Source organism: Limosilactobacillus reuteri (assembly GCF_034259105.1).
GTDB lineage: Bacteria > Bacillota > Bacilli > Lactobacillales > Lactobacillaceae > Limosilactobacillus > Limosilactobacillus reuteri_G.
Genome location: NZ_CP139478.1, coordinates 215,637 through 230,858, shown reverse-complemented (window position 1 = coordinate 230,858; position 15,222 = coordinate 215,637). Strand labels below are relative to the sequence as shown.

Genomic DNA, 15,222 nt, shown 5'->3' with positions numbered 1-15,222 from the left:
TTTTTTTATGCTAGTCTATTTTCTTTATTTAAGTTTTCCTTAATCTTTTGCTTGCAAACTTTCTTGATACTTTTCCTTAATGAAATCGGCTGATGTTTGCAGCTTTTGCAGTTCTTCTTCTGTCAAGTCAAGTTGTGCTTGTTCTACAACTCCATCACGACCAACAACCGCTGGGTAAGATAAGTAGACTCCATATTCTTCACGGAAATTTGATACCGGTAATTCAGTTAATGAATCGGATAAAATTGCATTGACGAGCTTAACAGCTGCCGTTGCAACTCCATAATTAGTATACTTTTTCCCTTGAAAGACAGTCCAGCCACCCATCTTAGCTTCCTTATCAAGCTCTTCTAAGTCTAATCCGCGCTTATCTGCTAATTCAGTTAAAGGACGGCCAAGAACGCGAACAGTGGACCATGCTGTAAATTGTGAATTACCATGTTCTCCAAGATTATAACCATCTACAGAACGCGGATCTAAATTAAGTCGTTCAGCCACTGCCCGCTTCATTCGTGCAGAGTCAAGCAGGGTTCCTGTTCCTAATACATGGTTCTTCGGAAGACCTGTTATTTTTTGGTAGAGCGAGGTAATAACATCAACCGGGTTAGTAATAGCCACGATCTTGCCGTTAAAGCCGCTTTCCTTGATCTTTTGTGCAACCTCTTTTACTGCTTGGCGGGTAAATGGAAGTTCCGCAAAACGATCAGCATTAGGATTATCTTGAAGTTTGATATTTCCTAACGCGGATACAATTACATCCGCATCCTTCAATGCACTGTAATCATTAACAGTAATATTGGTATGGAAAGGCAAATTAGCCATCGCATCTTCAAAATCAAGTGCATCTGCCTTAACCTTTGCTTCGTTTTTGTCGATCAGCACTAGGTCATCTGCAAAGCCCATTGCCACAATATAGTGGGCAACCGTTGACCCCCACATTACCCATTCCGATAACTCCAACTTTTCGTGTCATTACTAAGACCCCTTTTAATTTATTTTTAATTATTTTCCAATCTTAACATAATTATTTTTTAATTACTATAGACAGGCAAAATAAAAAACCTAAATTTCAAGAATAAGTTAGCCACTGGACTCAAATAAATAATACTGACCAATTGATTATTGGTTGATGGAGCTGTGATATCTCTTGGTAGAAGGCCTTACGATAGATATCCATTGACGAATGTCCATTAAACATAGCTCGTGGATAGTGATTCATCCAATCATTAGTCGCTATGATCTGAGCACTACTATAGTTATTTATAGCTTCACCTTTGGTAATCTCCTTGCGGAGAAACCGGTTATTGATCTCATTGGATCCACGTTCCCAAGGGGAATACGGATCAGCATAGAAAACATGATCGTGAACTTGTGTTAACTCACTAAATTCTGAACCGTTGTCAGAGGTTATTGTCTTAAAGATGCGATAGTAAGCATCTGTGCCCATTTTCTGGCGTAAATTTATAAAGAACTGATTTACTGCATGCGCAGTTTTACCAGCAATTTTACTCGTGATATTAACTCGTGAAAGGCGATCAGTCATTACTAGTACAACACTGTCATTACCGTTTTTCTGTCCCTGAACTGTATCTAGTTCCCAATGGCCAATTTCGGACCGTTGGTCCGCAGTTTGAGGTCGTTGAGCAATATTAGGCCCTAAGCACCTTTTAGCTTGCGGATGAGTTCGATGATGCTTACGTTTAGGTTTTTCAAAGAGGTCTAAATTGGACGTACGAAGCACACCCTCATTAATCCATTGATATAAAGTTACAACCGACTTTGGGATCAGGGTGCCATCATTCATTAAATCTCGAGCCTTATAAATAACCGCTTGTGGGGAGTAATGGTGGTCGTCAAACTCACCAAGCATTAGCTGATCAGCTAATCGTAAAAATTGCTTTGAAGAATAATATAAGCGACGACGACCAGAATGGCGGTGATGTTCAAGATATGTGGCCTGACCAGCTTCATAACTATAGATGTAGTAAGAATATTCGTAAATCTTACCATTAGATTTTTGACGACGAAGTTGGCGGACCGTACCACGGTTGAGCTCGTTATTAATTGTTTGATGATTAACTCCTAATTGGCGACCAATTGCGCGATTGGAAAGTCCTTGCGACTTTAAAGTCGCAATCATCACACGTTCTTCTTTAGTAAGATGAGCATTCTTTTTATGAGTAGTCAATAAACTAGTAGACATGGTATCATTTAAGTGCGTCATTTGACGGACATCCTTTCATATAGGTTTGGTTCACTTAATATGATACCTGATGTCACGCCGAATGGCGTTTTTTATTTACCACCAACTGGGTGGCTAACTTCATTCTATAATCCACCGCAAAATAAAAAACGATTGATGACTCCTCGAATTATTCATACGAGGTTTAATATCGGCATACCGCACAATTTTGGACCAATTCTCGTGCTGCTATGGCGTAGTCAAACCAAGATGTACTGTTTTTGCTAAAGGCTACCAAATTATGGGGCTGGATAAATCTTTGATCCTCAATTTTGGGCGTACTTGCCCCTTGGTCGAACGGCCTTTTTTTGATTTATCGTACTGAGCTAGCCCCACTGTAGCGCTTGGATTCGAGCTAACAGTTGATAAAACAAATCCTGATAGACGTGGTGGCGACTTAATTTTAGATAAAGTTGCCGGCCGCTGGTCACCAGCTTACCCGCTACTTTAAACAGCCATAAGCGCAAGGTTGTAACCTGTAATCGCTGATGTTGTGCAGGCAACAATTGGCGCATCAAGCTGACTAAATTATAAGCGAGGACACTGAGCATCATGCGGGCATAATTTGGTATAAATTGCGAGCTAGTCATTTTATCCAGGTAAAAGCCAGCTTTGGCTTCCTTGATATAGTTTTCCATTTGACCCCGTTGGTGATAGGCGTGAAACGCATCTTCGGCGACAAAACTCGTTAAATTGGACACGAGGTATTCATGTTGAAATAACAATTCACCAGCTGGTCGAGTTGATTTAATATAGATCTGGCGCGGCTTAGGCCATGATCGGGCTTGATAAGACGCGCGATAATAATGGACCTCGGTCTCAGTCCAATTCTGCTCATCACTGATCTGAACAAAACGTTCAGCCAGTTGGTTCAGCCGCCGATTGGCTTTCAGGCGGATCAAGTAAAAAGTGTCGTTGGCTTCACAAGTTTCGTATAATTCTGGAGTCGCAAAGCCACTATCCCCGCGGACCAAGATATCAGCGTTCGGTTTGACTTGATGATAGTGCTGTAGTAGTGGTGTGATAAAGGGGGCAATATCCGTACTGGTATAAACATTACCTGGGCGCAATTGAGCCTTTAAACAGTGGCCCGTTTGCCCGTCAAAAGCGACCAGCGGATGGTAACCCGTGGTACCGTAATGCGCATTAAAGGCCGTTTTTTCCTGATGACCATGAGTATCGGCATGGGTCGAGTCAATATCGAGAATTAGCTGTTGTTGCTTGGCGCCAGTCCACGCTTGGTCAAGCAATGCTTGATTCAACGTTTGTAATGAGGTGATGGTCTGCTCGTCACAGCGTTGCCAAAAACGGGATAACGACGGTTGTGAGGCCAATTGCGGTTGTGTCAATAGTAATTTAAATGTGGGGTCATCGCGCAAACTAGTGGCAGCTAGATCGGCAGGGTAGCCGGCGATCAACTGCAGCACGACCTGCTCTAGTAGACTAACGTTGCTGTAACGAGCGTAATGGCGCTGGTCATCAAAATGGACTAATTGATACGCTAAGGTCGTGAAATTGAGTTGCGCCATTAATTCTTTGACCAACACTAGCCCAGCATCAGTGGAAAGTTCACCACCAGTGTGCGAAATATGTAATTTAGGATTGAAATTAACTCGTTTTTCCGGTAAAGTTGCCATGAGAAGGACCTCTTTCTTTTGGTGGATAGCTGACTTGTGGTGAATCAACTATACCAAATCGGAGGTTCTTTTTCTGCACTAAAAAGGTGAAAAACAAAAAAACACAGTACCGCCCATGATAACGGGGTGACGCTGTGCTTGGAGAACTTATGGTGAATAATTCAGGGACTCAAATAAAGTAAAATTTAAATTAAAAAACACGTTGACAAAAATTAGAGAATCATTATAATGGAACACGTAACAATTAATTGAACGTTAAAACATATCGAAAAGCAGAGTAAGTAGCGAGGCTTTTAAGAGAGCTTCTGGGTGGTGTGAAGAAGCAAGCGTAACTACTGAAGATGGGCTTGGAATGGTATCGATGATTGTTAGTCGATAACGGGTTAGCACACGTTATTAGTGCTAGGTAATTCTAATTATTTTATTAGAGTAACCTACTGAGGCTGGGTCTGTGAAGATCCGGCAAATAAAGGTGGTAACGCGAAGCACTCGTCCTTTGAATAAAGGGACGAGTGCTTTTTTATTTACTAGCAACTTAACGTTTTAATTAACCAACGAAAATATTTAATTGATTGAAAGGGAGTTTTTACTATGAAGAGAAAGAAAAGAAGAAATATCATTATTTGGTCAGTAGTTGCACTTATCGTTGTTATTGCCGGATACTTTAGTTTTATCCGTCCGCAGCAACAAGCAAAACGGACTGTTACTGTCGGGATTATGGCTGGTTCAAAACAAGACGATGAAATTTGGAATTCAGTAAGCAAAACCGCTAAAGATAAGTACAATGTCACTTTAAAATTCAAACGATTCACTGATTACAACCAACCAAACAAGGCTTTGGAAAATGGCGATGTTGACTTAAACGCCTTCCAACACAAGTTATTCTTACAAACTTGGAATAAAGCCCATAAAACTGATCTTGTTTCTTTAGGTGATACATTTATTACTCCAATCCGGTTATACTCCAAGCAATACAAGAGTGTAAAGGAAATTCCTAATGGTGGAACGATCGCAGTACCAAATGATGCTTCAAACGAATCACGGGCATTATTCGCATTAAAGAATGCTGGTTTGATTGACCTAAAGAAGGGCACAAAGCTCGCAACCGTAAGTTCAATTTCTAAGAACCCACGCGATCTTAAGATTAAAGAATTAGCCGCTGATCAAACAGCCCGGTCGTTAGATAACGTTGATGCCGCAGTAGTTAACACTAACTATGCGCAAGCTGCTGGTCTTAATTACAAGAGTGCTATTTTCGTTGAACCAGTTAACAAGGATTCAAAGCAATGGGTCAACATTATTGCTGTTAAAGGCAGTGAAAAGAACAACAAGATTTACAAAGATGTTGTGCGTGCTTACCAAACTGAAAAAACAAAACGAGAAATTAAGAAACTATACGGAACAGCAGAAATTCCTGCTTGGGACCTCAACTTCAATAAATAAAGGAGGATTAATATGGCGAACCCGATCATTGACTTAGACAACATTAGCGTAACTTTTAAGCAACGAAAACAGGTTGTTCATGCCGTTAAGGATGTTACCTTAAAAGTAGAAAAAGGCGACATTTATGGGATTGTTGGTTATTCTGGAGCTGGTAAATCAACATTAGTTCGAACTATCAACCTCCTACAACTTCCTACCGCTGGTTCAGTAACAGTTAATGGCACTGTTTTTTTCAAAGACCATCAACAGCAAATTAGTAATAAAGAGTTACAAGAAAAGCGCCGAAAAATTGGAATGATTTTTCAACACTTCAATTTATTAAATGAAACTTCAGTAATTGAAAATGTCCTTTTTGCTCTTAAACATACTGACCTGGATGATGACGCAAAGGAGAAGAAGGCGCTTGAACTTTTAGACTTAGTTGGCTTAAAGGATAAGGCTGAATTCTACCCGGTTCAATTATCTGGTGGTGAACAACAACGAGTTTCCATTGCCCGGGCATTAGCTAATGATCCTGAAATCCTAATTTCTGATGAGGCTACTTCGGCTCTTGACCCCCAAAACACTAATCAGATTTTGGACCTTCTTAAACGGCTCAACGAAAAATTAGATTTAACGATTGTCCTCATTACCCATGAGATGGATGCCGTTAAACGAGTAGCTAATAAGATTGCTGTCATGGAATATGGACAAATCATTGAGCGCGGCACCTTGCAGAAGGTGTTCCTCCAACCACAACAGGACTTAACCCGTCAATTTGTGGGAGGTTCCTTAGCCGCAGTCGATACCCTTAAAGCATTTGACCTTGGCCACCTTGACGATGATGAAGAGTTGCTGCAATTGGTCTACGATGCAAATAACGTGACTAAATCGATCATTATCGAGTTATATAAGAAGTTGCAAGTTGAAGCAAGTATGCTTTATGGAAATATTGAAGTCTTGGCTGGTTCACCAGTCGGTACCCTGTTTGTGGTTATTAAGGGCGATGCTGATAAGCGTCAACAAGCTATTGACTTCTTAAAAGAAAACGATGTTACTGTCACAAAGATTGATGATCGGAGGATTTGGAATGAATAATCTTATACCAAATGTAATTCAACTTGGTTGGGGTGGTGACAACGGTTGGGGCACTTCAATCGTTCAAACTATCTACATGACTTTCTGGCCTGCTATCTTCGGCGGAATTTTAGGATTAATTTTCGGAGTTGCGCTTGTGGTCACTGAGCCCGGTGGAATTTTAGAAAATCGAATTGTTTTTAGTATCGTTGATAAAGTCGTATCTGTTTTCCGGGCAATTCCATTTATCATTTTGTTGGCCTTCATTGCCCCCTTCACCCAATTGATTGTTGGAACACAGATTGGAACAACCGCCGCATTAGTGCCGCTTTCATTAGGTGTATTTGCTTTCTATGCTCGTCAAGTTCAAGTTGCGCTTGAAAGTGTTGACCACGGTAAAATTGAAGCTGCCCAAGCTATTGGGGCTACTAACTGGGATATTATTATTGACGTTTACCTCCGCGAAGCACGTTCTGAACTTGTCCGTGTCTCCACCGTTACACTAATTAGTTTAGTTAGCCTTACTGCAATGGCTGGTGCAATTGGTGCTGGTGGTTTGGGTAATACTGCTATTTCATACGGTTACGACCGCTTTAACAACGACGTAACCCTTGTCGCCACGATTCTTGTTCTTTTATTTGTTTTAATCATTCAAGTAGTTGGCGATATTTTAGCCAAGAAGCTTAACCACCAAGACCGTTAACATACTAGGAGGGGTTATTATGGAAGTCAGTGAAAAAGTCAAAGTACTGCAAGATTTAATAAAAATTCATTCTGTTAATGGAAATGAAGTTGAAGTAGCCCATTACTTACAAAAACTTTTAGCAAGTCACGGAATTGATTCAAAAGTTGATGAATTTGGTGACCGTCGTGCAAATTTGATCGCGGAAATTGGAACTGGTGAAAGCAAAAAAATTCTTGGGCTTACTGGGCATCAAGACACTGTGGCAGTACCTAATCCAGATCGCTGGCAACATGATCCCTTTGGCGGTGAAATTAACGGTGATTATGTTTTCGGTCGGGGAGCAGCTGATATGAAAAGCGGTCTGGCTGCTCAAGCCATCGTCTTAATCGAATTAAAAGAAGCTGGTCAGTTGCCATCAGGAACGGTTAGGTTTATTGCTACCGCCGGAGAAGAACTCGGTACTCCTGGTGCCTATCGATTACAAAAACAAGGGGTTGCCGATGATCTTGATGCATTAGTAGTCGGCGAACCAACTGGCGGAAACGTTATTTTTGCTCACTCAGGAAGTATGAACTATCGCGTTACTAGCTATGGAAAGTCTTGCCATAGCTCGCATCCGCAAAACGGTATTAATGCAATTGAAGGGTTGCTAAAGTTTATCGAAGAAGAAAAACACCTTTTTGATAATAGCAAGGATGATCAATATCTCGGTAAAGTACAGCATAGTATTACAGTTATTGATGGTGGTTCTCAAGTTAATACCATCCCCGACAGCGCTAGTTTACATGGCAATATTCGTCCCACGGCAGCATTTAATAATGTTAAAGTTGCAGATCGATTAAACGATGCGCTTGAATACATTAATCACACAACTCCCTTCCAATTAGAACTAAAAATTATTCAAGATTTCTATCCCATTGCAACAGAACCTAATAATGATTTTGTCCAAATCGCCCTCAATGCTGCTCAGCGCAATTATCCAAATGATATCAAACTCGATATTATCAATGGTGCAACAGATGCGAGTGTATTTACATTAAATCGGCCAGATCTTCCGGTTGTAATTTTAGGTTGTGATGATTGGAATGCGGCTCATCAAAATGATGAATATACAACTATTTCCAGTTACGTTGCTACAATTAAAGCTTATAAGCAAATTATTCGTGATTTCTTCAAAGAATAAGCAAGATGTTTAAATGAATACCCTAATTAGTAAAATAAGAGATGCTTTTTAATCAATTATAGCCAACTAATGTTATAATGTAGTTGATGAAAGCGATGTCATTTTTATTAAGAAAGGGTGTTTACCATGATGTCATTATTGAGTAACGTAATCGCCGTTGTAAGTTTTTCCGCAATTTTATTAGCTTCAATTATAAGTTTATTTGTGGGTGGTAAACACCAACATAGATTTTATTAACAAGCTCATAGAAAATAAGGGTGAACAATACTTATCTCTCGCAGACTGTTATTGTTCACTCTCTTTTTATGCTAATATAGGGAAAACACCGTATTGGAGGCAATATTTGTGAAAAATGAAAATACCTTATATCACAAACGGGCACGGGACATTTTAGGAAAACCATTCACCTCCATTGTTTCGCGTTACCTTGGCGTTAGCATTGCTATTGGGATAGTAACTGGTCTTGTAATCGGGGTCTTTCGCTGGATTATCGATCATACACTGACTTTACTTACTATTATCTATCCTTTTATGGGAAAATATCCCTTAGTTTTGATCCCTTATGTATTAGGTACATTTATCGTTGCATGGTTAATTGGAAAAATTGTAAAGCCTTATGAAGAGGACGTTGTTCGTTCCGGGGTTACACAATTAAAAGCTGTTTTGCTAGGAAGACATCGTATCCATTGGTGGCCTGTATTATGGCGAAAGTTTGTTGCTAGTTTGCTCACTATCTGTCCTGGACTTTTCTTAGGACGTGAAGGACCAAGTATCCAAATTGGTGCTTGTATTGGAGCTTGCTTTAACGAAAAATTTTTTCACCTCACAGATAAAGATAAATATTTATTAATGGAATGTGACGTTGCTGCCGGGTTATCTGCTGCTTTCAGCGCTCCTCTAGCAGGAACAATGTTTTTACTAGAAGAAATGACTCATAATTTCAATTCCCAAATTTGGATTCCCGCTTTAACTTCTTCCATTGTTTCTGCATTTATTACTTTTTTGTTTTTTGGCATTAAGCCCTGCTTATATATTCCAATAACAACCAAATTGCCTGTCGCATCTTATCCATGGTTAATCGTTGCGGGAATTGTTATTGGTTTCTTAGCATACTGTTTTCAATTTGCTGCTCTCAACCTCACCTGGTGGTACAGCAGAATCACCTTTATTCCCAAAGAATTCCATAGCATTATTCCATTATTATTAGTTATTCCTGTTGGATTATGGAATCCTTATATCCTTGGTGGTAGTCACGATTTCATTAAGTACGTCACCAATATGTCCCTTTCAACAAATTGGCAAGCAATGATCGCGATTTTATTAGTTTATTTCATCCTTCGTTTCGGTGGCACAATGATCGCATATGGTGCTAATGTCCCCGGAGGTATTTTCATGCCATTATTTGTTTTAGGAACCGTTATCGGCGCATTAACTGGAACTATTCTTATCCATATGGGAATAATCCCTGCCAGCTGCTATGTCAACATCATTATAATTTCAATGGCCGCATATTTTGGCGGGGCAGAAGGACTACCATTTACAGCAATTTTATTAGTAACTGAAATGGTGGGTTCAGTTGAACAAATTTTACCAATGACCTTAATTACTTTAGTCGCCTATTACGTTAATCGCCTATTAGGTGGTCGTCCTTCACTTTATGACGCAATGTTAGAAGAAAAATAATAATTTAAAGCCAAAATCGAGAATGAGGCTGGGAGAAAACTTTTGTTTTCTCTCAGCCTCATTCTCGATTTTTAACTATTTATCAAACAAACTTAAATATTCTCCGTAACCTTCTTCTTGCAATTTATCAACCGGGATAAACTGCAGAGCGGCTGAATTGATGCAATAGCGCAATCCTCCGCGCTCAGTTGGGCCATCAGTAAAGACATGACCTAGATGTGAATCAGCTTCCTTACTTCTTACCTCGGTTCGTTCCATCCCAAATGATTGATCGCGCTTTTCTGTAAGAGCACGCTTCTTAATTGGTTTAGTAAATGCCGGCCAACCACATCCTGCATCGTATTTATCTAATGATGAGAATAATGGTTCCCCACTAACAACGTCAACATAAATACCCGGTTCATCAAATCGATCATATTTACCACTATATGGTTTTTCCGTAACTCCCATTTGAGTCACAGCATATTGCATTGGCGTTAATTTCTTTAATTCATTTTTATCCATTCAGCATCCTCCTCGTTTTCGTTACCTATTTTGATTATACGAATTCTCAGTGAATACTACTAATTTCCTGCTCAGTTATTTAACACTCCTTTCCATCGATGCAACAACATCCACGAAATCAATTGAACAATTCCGGCACAAACTAATGTTAAAGCCATTGTTAAAATTGTTCCCCACAAAATCGGCACTACCTGTTGCCCCTGCAGTCCTTCAAATAATAATTGACCAAGCCCACCAGCATTGATCGTTGCCGCAATAGTCGCCATTGCCATTGTCGAAGCTAGTGCCACTTGGATTCCGCTAAAAATTGCCGGTAATGCTAGTGGCAATTGAATTTGGTGAAAAACCTGTCGAGATGTCATTCCCATCCCCACACCAACTTCGATTAATTGTGGATCAACGCCACGGATTCCCGTAATGAAGGAACGCAATAGGACATATTCAGAGTAGATCGTTAAAACAATAATTGCAGTCTTCATTCCTAATCCAGAAATCGGTAAGAGTAAGGCAAAAAATGCAAAACTTGGAATTGAATATAAGAGTGAAAAGAAATAGATCAAACTGTTAAGCCATTTTTCACGCCGTAAGAATAATAAGATTATTACAACCGCAATCACTAAGGCAATTGCTAATGAAGAAAGAACCATCGTTGCATGTTGCTGCACATCATCAAGCATTATCGGCCAATTCTCATTCCAATACTCAATCATATTGTCGCCTCCACAAATCTTGATTTTGGCGAATCGTTCCTAAAAGCTGCTCAACAAATTCCGTTGCTGGACGGCGAACAATTTCTTCTGGCGTAGCAAATTGAACAATACGTCCTTCATGCATGATCATCACTCGTTGGCCTAAAAATAAAGCTTCGTTAATATCATGGGTTACAAACATAAAAGTCTTTTCTGCCAATGACTCATGAATCTTTTTTATCTCTCGTTGCAATTCCATCCTTGTTAAGGCATCCAGCGCGCCAAAGGGTTCGTCAAATAACACATATGGCGGATTAGTTGCTAAGGCCCTTGCCACTCCTACGCGTTGTTGTTGGCCCCCAGATAATTGTTGAGGATAGCGGTTTATATATTCAGTGGGGGTTAGTTGAACAAGACTTAGTAATTCTTTAACACGATTATTAATCTCTTTCTTATCCCAATGCAGCATCTTAGGCACAACTGCAATATTTTGTCCAATTGTCATATGAGGGAATAATCCGATCTGTTGGACAACATATCCCATGTGCCGGCGCAATTTTACTAGATCGAGTTCCCGAAGCTTTTGTCCATCAATTAAAATTTCACCAGCACTTGGCGCTATCAACCCATTAATCATTTTCAAGGTAGTAGTTTTCCCTGAACCAGATGAGCCAAGAATCGTTATAAATTCGCCCTTGTTGACTGTAAAATTGAGATCAGGAATCACCGTTTGATCGTTAAAACGCTTCTCAACATGCTTAAATTGAATAATTGGTTCTGTCATGCTTTTGTACCTTTCTAATTAAAAAATCAAAGCTAATCATTGCCAGCAAGGATAAAATAGCAACGCTTACTGCGCCAATCACTACATAACTCATATCGTATAATCCTAAGCCAGTAAATATTAGGGTCCCCAATCCACCAGCACCAATATAAGTAGCTAAGGTTGCACTAGCAATGATTTCAACCAATGCTAGTTTTATTCCGTTTAAAATATAGGGCAACGCCAGGGGAATTTCTATTTGCCGACGTAATTGGCGCTGATCCATCCCTAAAGCTATCCCAACTTCCTTATATAGTGGACTCACTTCATTAAAACCAAGAATTGTATTGATTAGCAACGGCGGAAGCGCTAAAACAATTAAAGCAATTAACGCAGGGACAACCCCCGTTCCAATAAATGGAATTAATAAAAACAGCAATGCCAAACTAGGAATAATTCGCAACAATTGCGCAAACATCACACAAAATTGAGCAACTGGTTTTATTCGTGAACCAATATATCCTAATGGCAATGCAATGATCATTGAAATCACTAGCGTTGCAACAGTCAGAACTATATGCTGACCAACATATTGCCAATATTGGCCGCTATTTGTTTGAAAATACTGAATTATTTGCCCCAGCAAGCTACCACTCCCCATCTATTACCTATAACGAAGGAGCAAATACCTAACAAGAAAAACTAGCTATCTGCCCCTTTGGCACTTATTTCATATTTTGATTATACCAATTTTTAGCAACAGTCTTATAATTTTGCCCGTCGACATTAACTTTCTTGTTTAGATCTGTTAATTGCTTAGTTGTTAACTTCGCATCAACTTTATTTAAGGCTTGCTCCATTTTGGGATGACTTTTGACAGCTTTTTTATTTACTACTGGAACTAAATTATATGGTGGCCATATGTTCTTATTGTCCTTTAGTAAAGTAAACTTGTCAGTTGCTAATTGACCATCAGTTGTTGAAACCGGAGCTGCTTGTGCTTTCCCTTGTTCCATAATCTTATAGAGTAAATTTACGTCATAATCCTTAATCGACTTAAAATCAAATTTACCATACACCTTATTCATTTCCGGAAGGGCATCAGCACGTTTTTCGAACTCACCCTGTGAAGCAAAGTTAATCTTCTTTGCATTCTTTTGCAGTTCACTTAAATTGGTAATGTGGTACTTCTTTGCGTCCTTAGTTGGCATTGCAACACCTTGGCGATTATCACCTGGGGCGTATTTAAATGTCGTTAAGCCGTCTTTTTGAATACCATCGTGTGCTAATTTAGCCATTTGACTAGTACTCTTGCCGGTCCCCTTCTTTTTAAGGTATGCCTCTACAATTGTGCCCGTATAATCAGGATAAACATCAACCACGCCTTTTTGTGTTGCATTAAAAATCACATTATTTGAAATGTTGGGTTTCCGAGTAACCTTATAACCTTCATGCTCAAGTGCGAGCGCGTAAATTTCACTGACAGTCTTACTTTCTGAAACATTTTTTGAACCCACAATAATTGGTTTATTGCTGGCAGCACTTGCTACTGCTGGCGTAATAGTCCCTGCTAGTAAGCCAGCAATGCTTAATAATGAAAGAGCAACGATTTTCTTAAATCTCATTTATTTTCTCCTAACTTGTAACTAAAAAAGTTTCAATTGATAAACTAATACTATATCTAAGAAAAATAATTGTCAAGGAAACAGTAAATTTAATCCCTTGACATCATGTAACTTTATAAATTACAATCAACATTAAAGGAATGATAATATGAAAATTTCAACCCGTTTTAGTGATAGCATCCATATTCTTGCTTTCATTAATATTTATCAAGGAACTATTCCATTAACAAGTAATAATATCGCTAGCAGCATTGAAACTTCGCCAGTTGTCGTCCGACGTTTGATGAGCGCGCTCAATAAAGCTGGATTAATCAATACCGTCCATGGTGCAGCTGATCCAGCGCTTGCAAAACCACCTGAAAACATCTCACTCTATGATATTTTTCTTGCGATCGAAGGGGATGCGCATCTATTTACAATTGATGAACGAACAAATCCCCAATGCATCGTTGGCGGGAATATCCAAGAGACGCTTGACGGCTTTTACCAGCAAGCGGAAACAGCCGCGAAAGCTAAACTTGCAAGAACCAGTTTACAAGATGTCATCGACACTATTCGCGTTAAGCAAGCAATAAAAGATGCCGAAAAAGAAAGAAGGAACTAATAATGAAGTATATGGTTACTGGTGCAACCGGGCACCTTGGTCAACACGTTGTTAAGCAATTAAGCAAACTTACATCCCCAGATAACATCAGTGTCGGCGTTCATAATCCCGCCAAAGCTTCCCAATTCAAAGATGCCGGATATGAAATTGCCGCAATTGACTATCATGACGTTGCTAAGATGACGGCAGCCTTTAGCAGAATCGATGTTGTTATCTACATTCCAAGCATCACCTATTTAGTTAAGGATCGAATTGACGAATTTGAGAATTCATTAACCACAATGTTTAAGGCTGACGTTCATAATTTAGTCGATGTTAGTTTTATTGCAGATCAATATAACAATCCTTTCCAAATGGCTGGTTACTACGCATACTTACCTGCCCGGCTTGCCAGTTCCGGCCTTCAATACGCCGTTGTTAAGAATTCATTGTATGCTGACCCACTTGTCCCTTACCTTCCAGAATTAATTAAACGCCACAACATTATTTACCCAGTTGGTGACCAGGCAATGAGTTTTATTTCCCGCCAAGATAGTGCTGAAGCTATCGCCAATGTAGCAGTTAAACCATACTTGCGAGATAAGGGACAAAATTATCTCCTTACCATGAGCAAAAATTATACAATGCCAGAACTTAGTTATATTATGACTAATGTTACGGGGGAAGAGATTGGTTATGACCCCGTTACCGTAAAAAATTTGCTGAAATTTACGCTGCTGAGGGTGACGGAAACGAACTCGCTTCTATGTACCAAGCAGCTGCAATAGGCTTGATGAACCAAGTTACTGACGACTTTGCGCATATCACTGGACATCAACCAACAGATATGAAAGAATTCCTTATAAAAAACTACTAAGCGCTTAGTAAATTTTGAAAGGGTGTCTTTTCTATGTTTACTCTTCCACTTGGTATTGGACAAATTCATGCAATGCACGAGTTATTTAAAGCAAACCCGCGTCTTGCTGCCCTTGTCCTTCTTTTGATTATGGGAATTGCTATTTACTATAAATTTCATCGTTAATATAGTCACAAATCGAGTAGGAGATAATTGATTAGTTCAATTATCGACCTCTCACACCACCGTACGTACGGTTCCGTATACGGCGGT

Annotated in this window: 14 protein-coding genes, 2 pseudogenes and 1 other annotated feature; of the genes and pseudogenes, 8 read left to right on the top strand and 8 right to left on the bottom strand. The window is 39.5% G+C overall.

The genetic code is table 11. The features are described 5' to 3' along the window. Positions 1 to 39: 39 nt before the first annotated feature. From SH603_RS02005 to SH603_RS01995, 3 genes and pseudogenes are all read right to left on the bottom strand, one after another. A pseudogene (locus SH603_RS02005) lies at positions 40 to 973 on the bottom strand (L-lactate dehydrogenase). A 120-nt stretch (positions 974 to 1,093) separates the two neighbouring features. Next, entirely contained in the window at positions 1,094 to 2,224 is a 1,131-nt protein-coding gene (locus SH603_RS02000) for an IS30 family transposase (RefSeq protein WP_013923736.1), read from the bottom strand. A 344-nt stretch (positions 2,225 to 2,568) separates the two neighbouring features. After that, entirely contained in the window at positions 2,569 to 3,879 is a 1,311-nt protein-coding gene (locus tag SH603_RS01995; RefSeq protein WP_321534019.1) for an IS1380 family transposase, read from the bottom strand. Positions 3,880 to 4,135: 256 nt separating this feature from the next. Next, positions 4,136 to 4,379 (top strand) — a binding site (T-box leader). A 91-nt stretch (positions 4,380 to 4,470) separates the two neighbouring features. Here SH603_RS01995 and SH603_RS01990 point away from each other — a divergent pair. From SH603_RS01990 to SH603_RS01970, 5 genes are all read left to right on the top strand, one after another. After that, the gene (locus tag SH603_RS01990) at positions 4,471 to 5,322 is read left to right on the top strand and encodes a MetQ/NlpA family ABC transporter substrate-binding protein (protein ID WP_019254252.1); all 852 of its coding nucleotides are present in this window, start codon (positions 4,471 to 4,473) and stop codon (positions 5,320 to 5,322) included. 12 nt (positions 5,323 to 5,334) lie between these two features. Continuing rightward, the gene (locus SH603_RS01985; RefSeq protein ID WP_003665505.1) at positions 5,335 to 6,399 is read left to right on the top strand and encodes a methionine ABC transporter ATP-binding protein; all 1,065 of its coding nucleotides are present in this window, start codon (positions 5,335 to 5,337) and stop codon (positions 6,397 to 6,399) included. Then, positions 6,374 to 7,081 (top strand): methionine ABC transporter permease, encoded by a 708-nt coding sequence (locus tag SH603_RS01980; protein WP_003667163.1) that lies wholly within the window; start codon positions 6,374 to 6,376, stop codon positions 7,079 to 7,081. The genes SH603_RS01985 and SH603_RS01980 overlap by 26 nt, the downstream gene beginning before the upstream one ends. Before the next feature lie 19 nt (positions 7,082 to 7,100). Further along, complete coding sequence (locus SH603_RS01975) at positions 7,101 to 8,246, top strand: ArgE/DapE family deacylase (RefSeq protein WP_086142143.1); 1,146 nt, start codon at positions 7,101 to 7,103, stop codon at positions 8,244 to 8,246. Positions 8,247 to 8,591: 345 nt separating this feature from the next. Continuing rightward, on the top strand, positions 8,592 to 9,929 hold the full coding sequence (locus SH603_RS01970) for a ClC family H(+)/Cl(-) exchange transporter (RefSeq protein ID WP_321534018.1): 1,338 nt from the start codon (positions 8,592 to 8,594) through the stop codon (positions 9,927 to 9,929). 75 nt (positions 9,930 to 10,004) lie between these two features. Here the strand turns inward: SH603_RS01970 and msrB are convergent, their stop codons facing one another. The 5 genes from msrB to SH603_RS01945 all read right to left on the bottom strand — a co-directional run bounded on the left by msrB (position 10,005) and on the right by SH603_RS01945 (position 13,510). Continuing rightward, a complete protein-coding gene (msrB, locus tag SH603_RS01965; RefSeq protein WP_035155634.1) occupies positions 10,005 to 10,433 on the bottom strand; it encodes a peptide-methionine (R)-S-oxide reductase MsrB in 429 nt (142 codons plus the stop codon). Between the two features lie 71 nt (positions 10,434 to 10,504). Continuing rightward, positions 10,505 to 11,143, bottom strand: a complete 639-nt coding sequence (locus SH603_RS01960; protein WP_169471398.1) for an ABC transporter permease — start codon at positions 11,141 to 11,143, stop codon at positions 10,505 to 10,507. Further along, positions 11,136 to 11,906, bottom strand: a complete 771-nt coding sequence (locus SH603_RS01955) for an ABC transporter ATP-binding protein (RefSeq protein ID WP_169478273.1) — start codon at positions 11,904 to 11,906, stop codon at positions 11,136 to 11,138. The genes SH603_RS01960 and SH603_RS01955 overlap by 8 nt, the downstream gene beginning before the upstream one ends. Continuing rightward, on the bottom strand, positions 11,881 to 12,546 hold the full coding sequence (locus SH603_RS01950; protein WP_135951768.1) for an ABC transporter permease: 666 nt from the start codon (positions 12,544 to 12,546) through the stop codon (positions 11,881 to 11,883). Before SH603_RS01950 ends, SH603_RS01955 begins: the two co-directional genes overlap by 26 nt. A gap of 64 nt (positions 12,547 to 12,610) precedes the next feature. Beyond that, positions 12,611 to 13,510, bottom strand: coding sequence for a glycine betaine ABC transporter substrate-binding protein (locus tag SH603_RS01945; protein WP_321534017.1), 900 nt, complete (start codon positions 13,508 to 13,510; stop codon positions 12,611 to 12,613). Between the two features lie 148 nt (positions 13,511 to 13,658). Here SH603_RS01945 and SH603_RS01940 point away from each other — a divergent pair, with 148 nt between their 5' ends. The 3 genes and pseudogenes from SH603_RS01940 (at position 13,659) to SH603_RS01930 (ending at position 15,135) form a co-directional block, all read left to right on the top strand. Beyond that, positions 13,659 to 14,114: an Rrf2 family transcriptional regulator gene (locus tag SH603_RS01940; protein WP_169471394.1), complete on the top strand. Its 456-nt coding sequence runs from the start codon at positions 13,659 to 13,661 to the stop codon at positions 14,112 to 14,114. A gap of 2 nt (positions 14,115 to 14,116) precedes the next feature. Then, positions 14,117 to 14,970, top strand: a pseudogene (locus SH603_RS01935) (NAD(P)H-binding protein). A 33-nt stretch (positions 14,971 to 15,003) separates the two neighbouring features. Further along, positions 15,004 to 15,135 carry a hypothetical protein gene (locus SH603_RS01930; RefSeq protein WP_263863256.1) on the top strand — a complete coding sequence of 44 codons (132 nt, stop codon included), beginning with the start codon at positions 15,004 to 15,006 and terminating at the stop codon, positions 15,133 to 15,135. Positions 15,136 to 15,222: the final 87 nt, after the last annotated feature.

What these genes read in the sequence shown, in the direction of transcription:
- SH603_RS02000 (WP_013923736.1), bottom strand. Translation starts at nt 2,224, where the DNA reads ATGACGCACTTAAATGATACCATGTCTACTAGTTTATTGACTACTCAT.
- SH603_RS01995 (WP_321534019.1), bottom strand. Translation starts at nt 3,879, where the DNA reads ATGGCAACTTTACCGGAAAAACGAGTTAATTTCAATCCTAAATTACAT.
- SH603_RS01990 (WP_019254252.1), top strand. Translation starts at nt 4,471, where the DNA reads ATGAAGAGAAAGAAAAGAAGAAATATCATTATTTGGTCAGTAGTTGCA.
- SH603_RS01985 (WP_003665505.1), top strand. Translation starts at nt 5,335, where the DNA reads ATGGCGAACCCGATCATTGACTTAGACAACATTAGCGTAACTTTTAAG.
- SH603_RS01980 (WP_003667163.1), top strand. Translation starts at nt 6,374, where the DNA reads ATGATCGGAGGATTTGGAATGAATAATCTTATACCAAATGTAATTCAA.
- SH603_RS01975 (WP_086142143.1), top strand. Translation starts at nt 7,101, where the DNA reads ATGGAAGTCAGTGAAAAAGTCAAAGTACTGCAAGATTTAATAAAAATT.
- msrB (WP_035155634.1), bottom strand. Translation starts at nt 10,433, where the DNA reads ATGGATAAAAATGAATTAAAGAAATTAACGCCAATGCAATATGCTGTG.
- SH603_RS01960 (WP_169471398.1), bottom strand. Translation starts at nt 11,143, where the DNA reads ATGATTGAGTATTGGAATGAGAATTGGCCGATAATGCTTGATGATGTG.
- SH603_RS01955 (WP_169478273.1), bottom strand. Translation starts at nt 11,906, where the DNA reads ATGACAGAACCAATTATTCAATTTAAGCATGTTGAGAAGCGTTTTAAC.
- SH603_RS01950 (WP_135951768.1), bottom strand. Translation starts at nt 12,546, where the DNA reads ATGGGGAGTGGTAGCTTGCTGGGGCAAATAATTCAGTATTTTCAAACA.
- SH603_RS01945 (WP_321534017.1), bottom strand. Translation starts at nt 13,510, where the DNA reads ATGAGATTTAAGAAAATCGTTGCTCTTTCATTATTAAGCATTGCTGGC.
- SH603_RS01940 (WP_169471394.1), top strand. Translation starts at nt 13,659, where the DNA reads ATGAAAATTTCAACCCGTTTTAGTGATAGCATCCATATTCTTGCTTTC.
- SH603_RS01930 (WP_263863256.1), top strand. Translation starts at nt 15,004, where the DNA reads ATGTTTACTCTTCCACTTGGTATTGGACAAATTCATGCAATGCACGAG.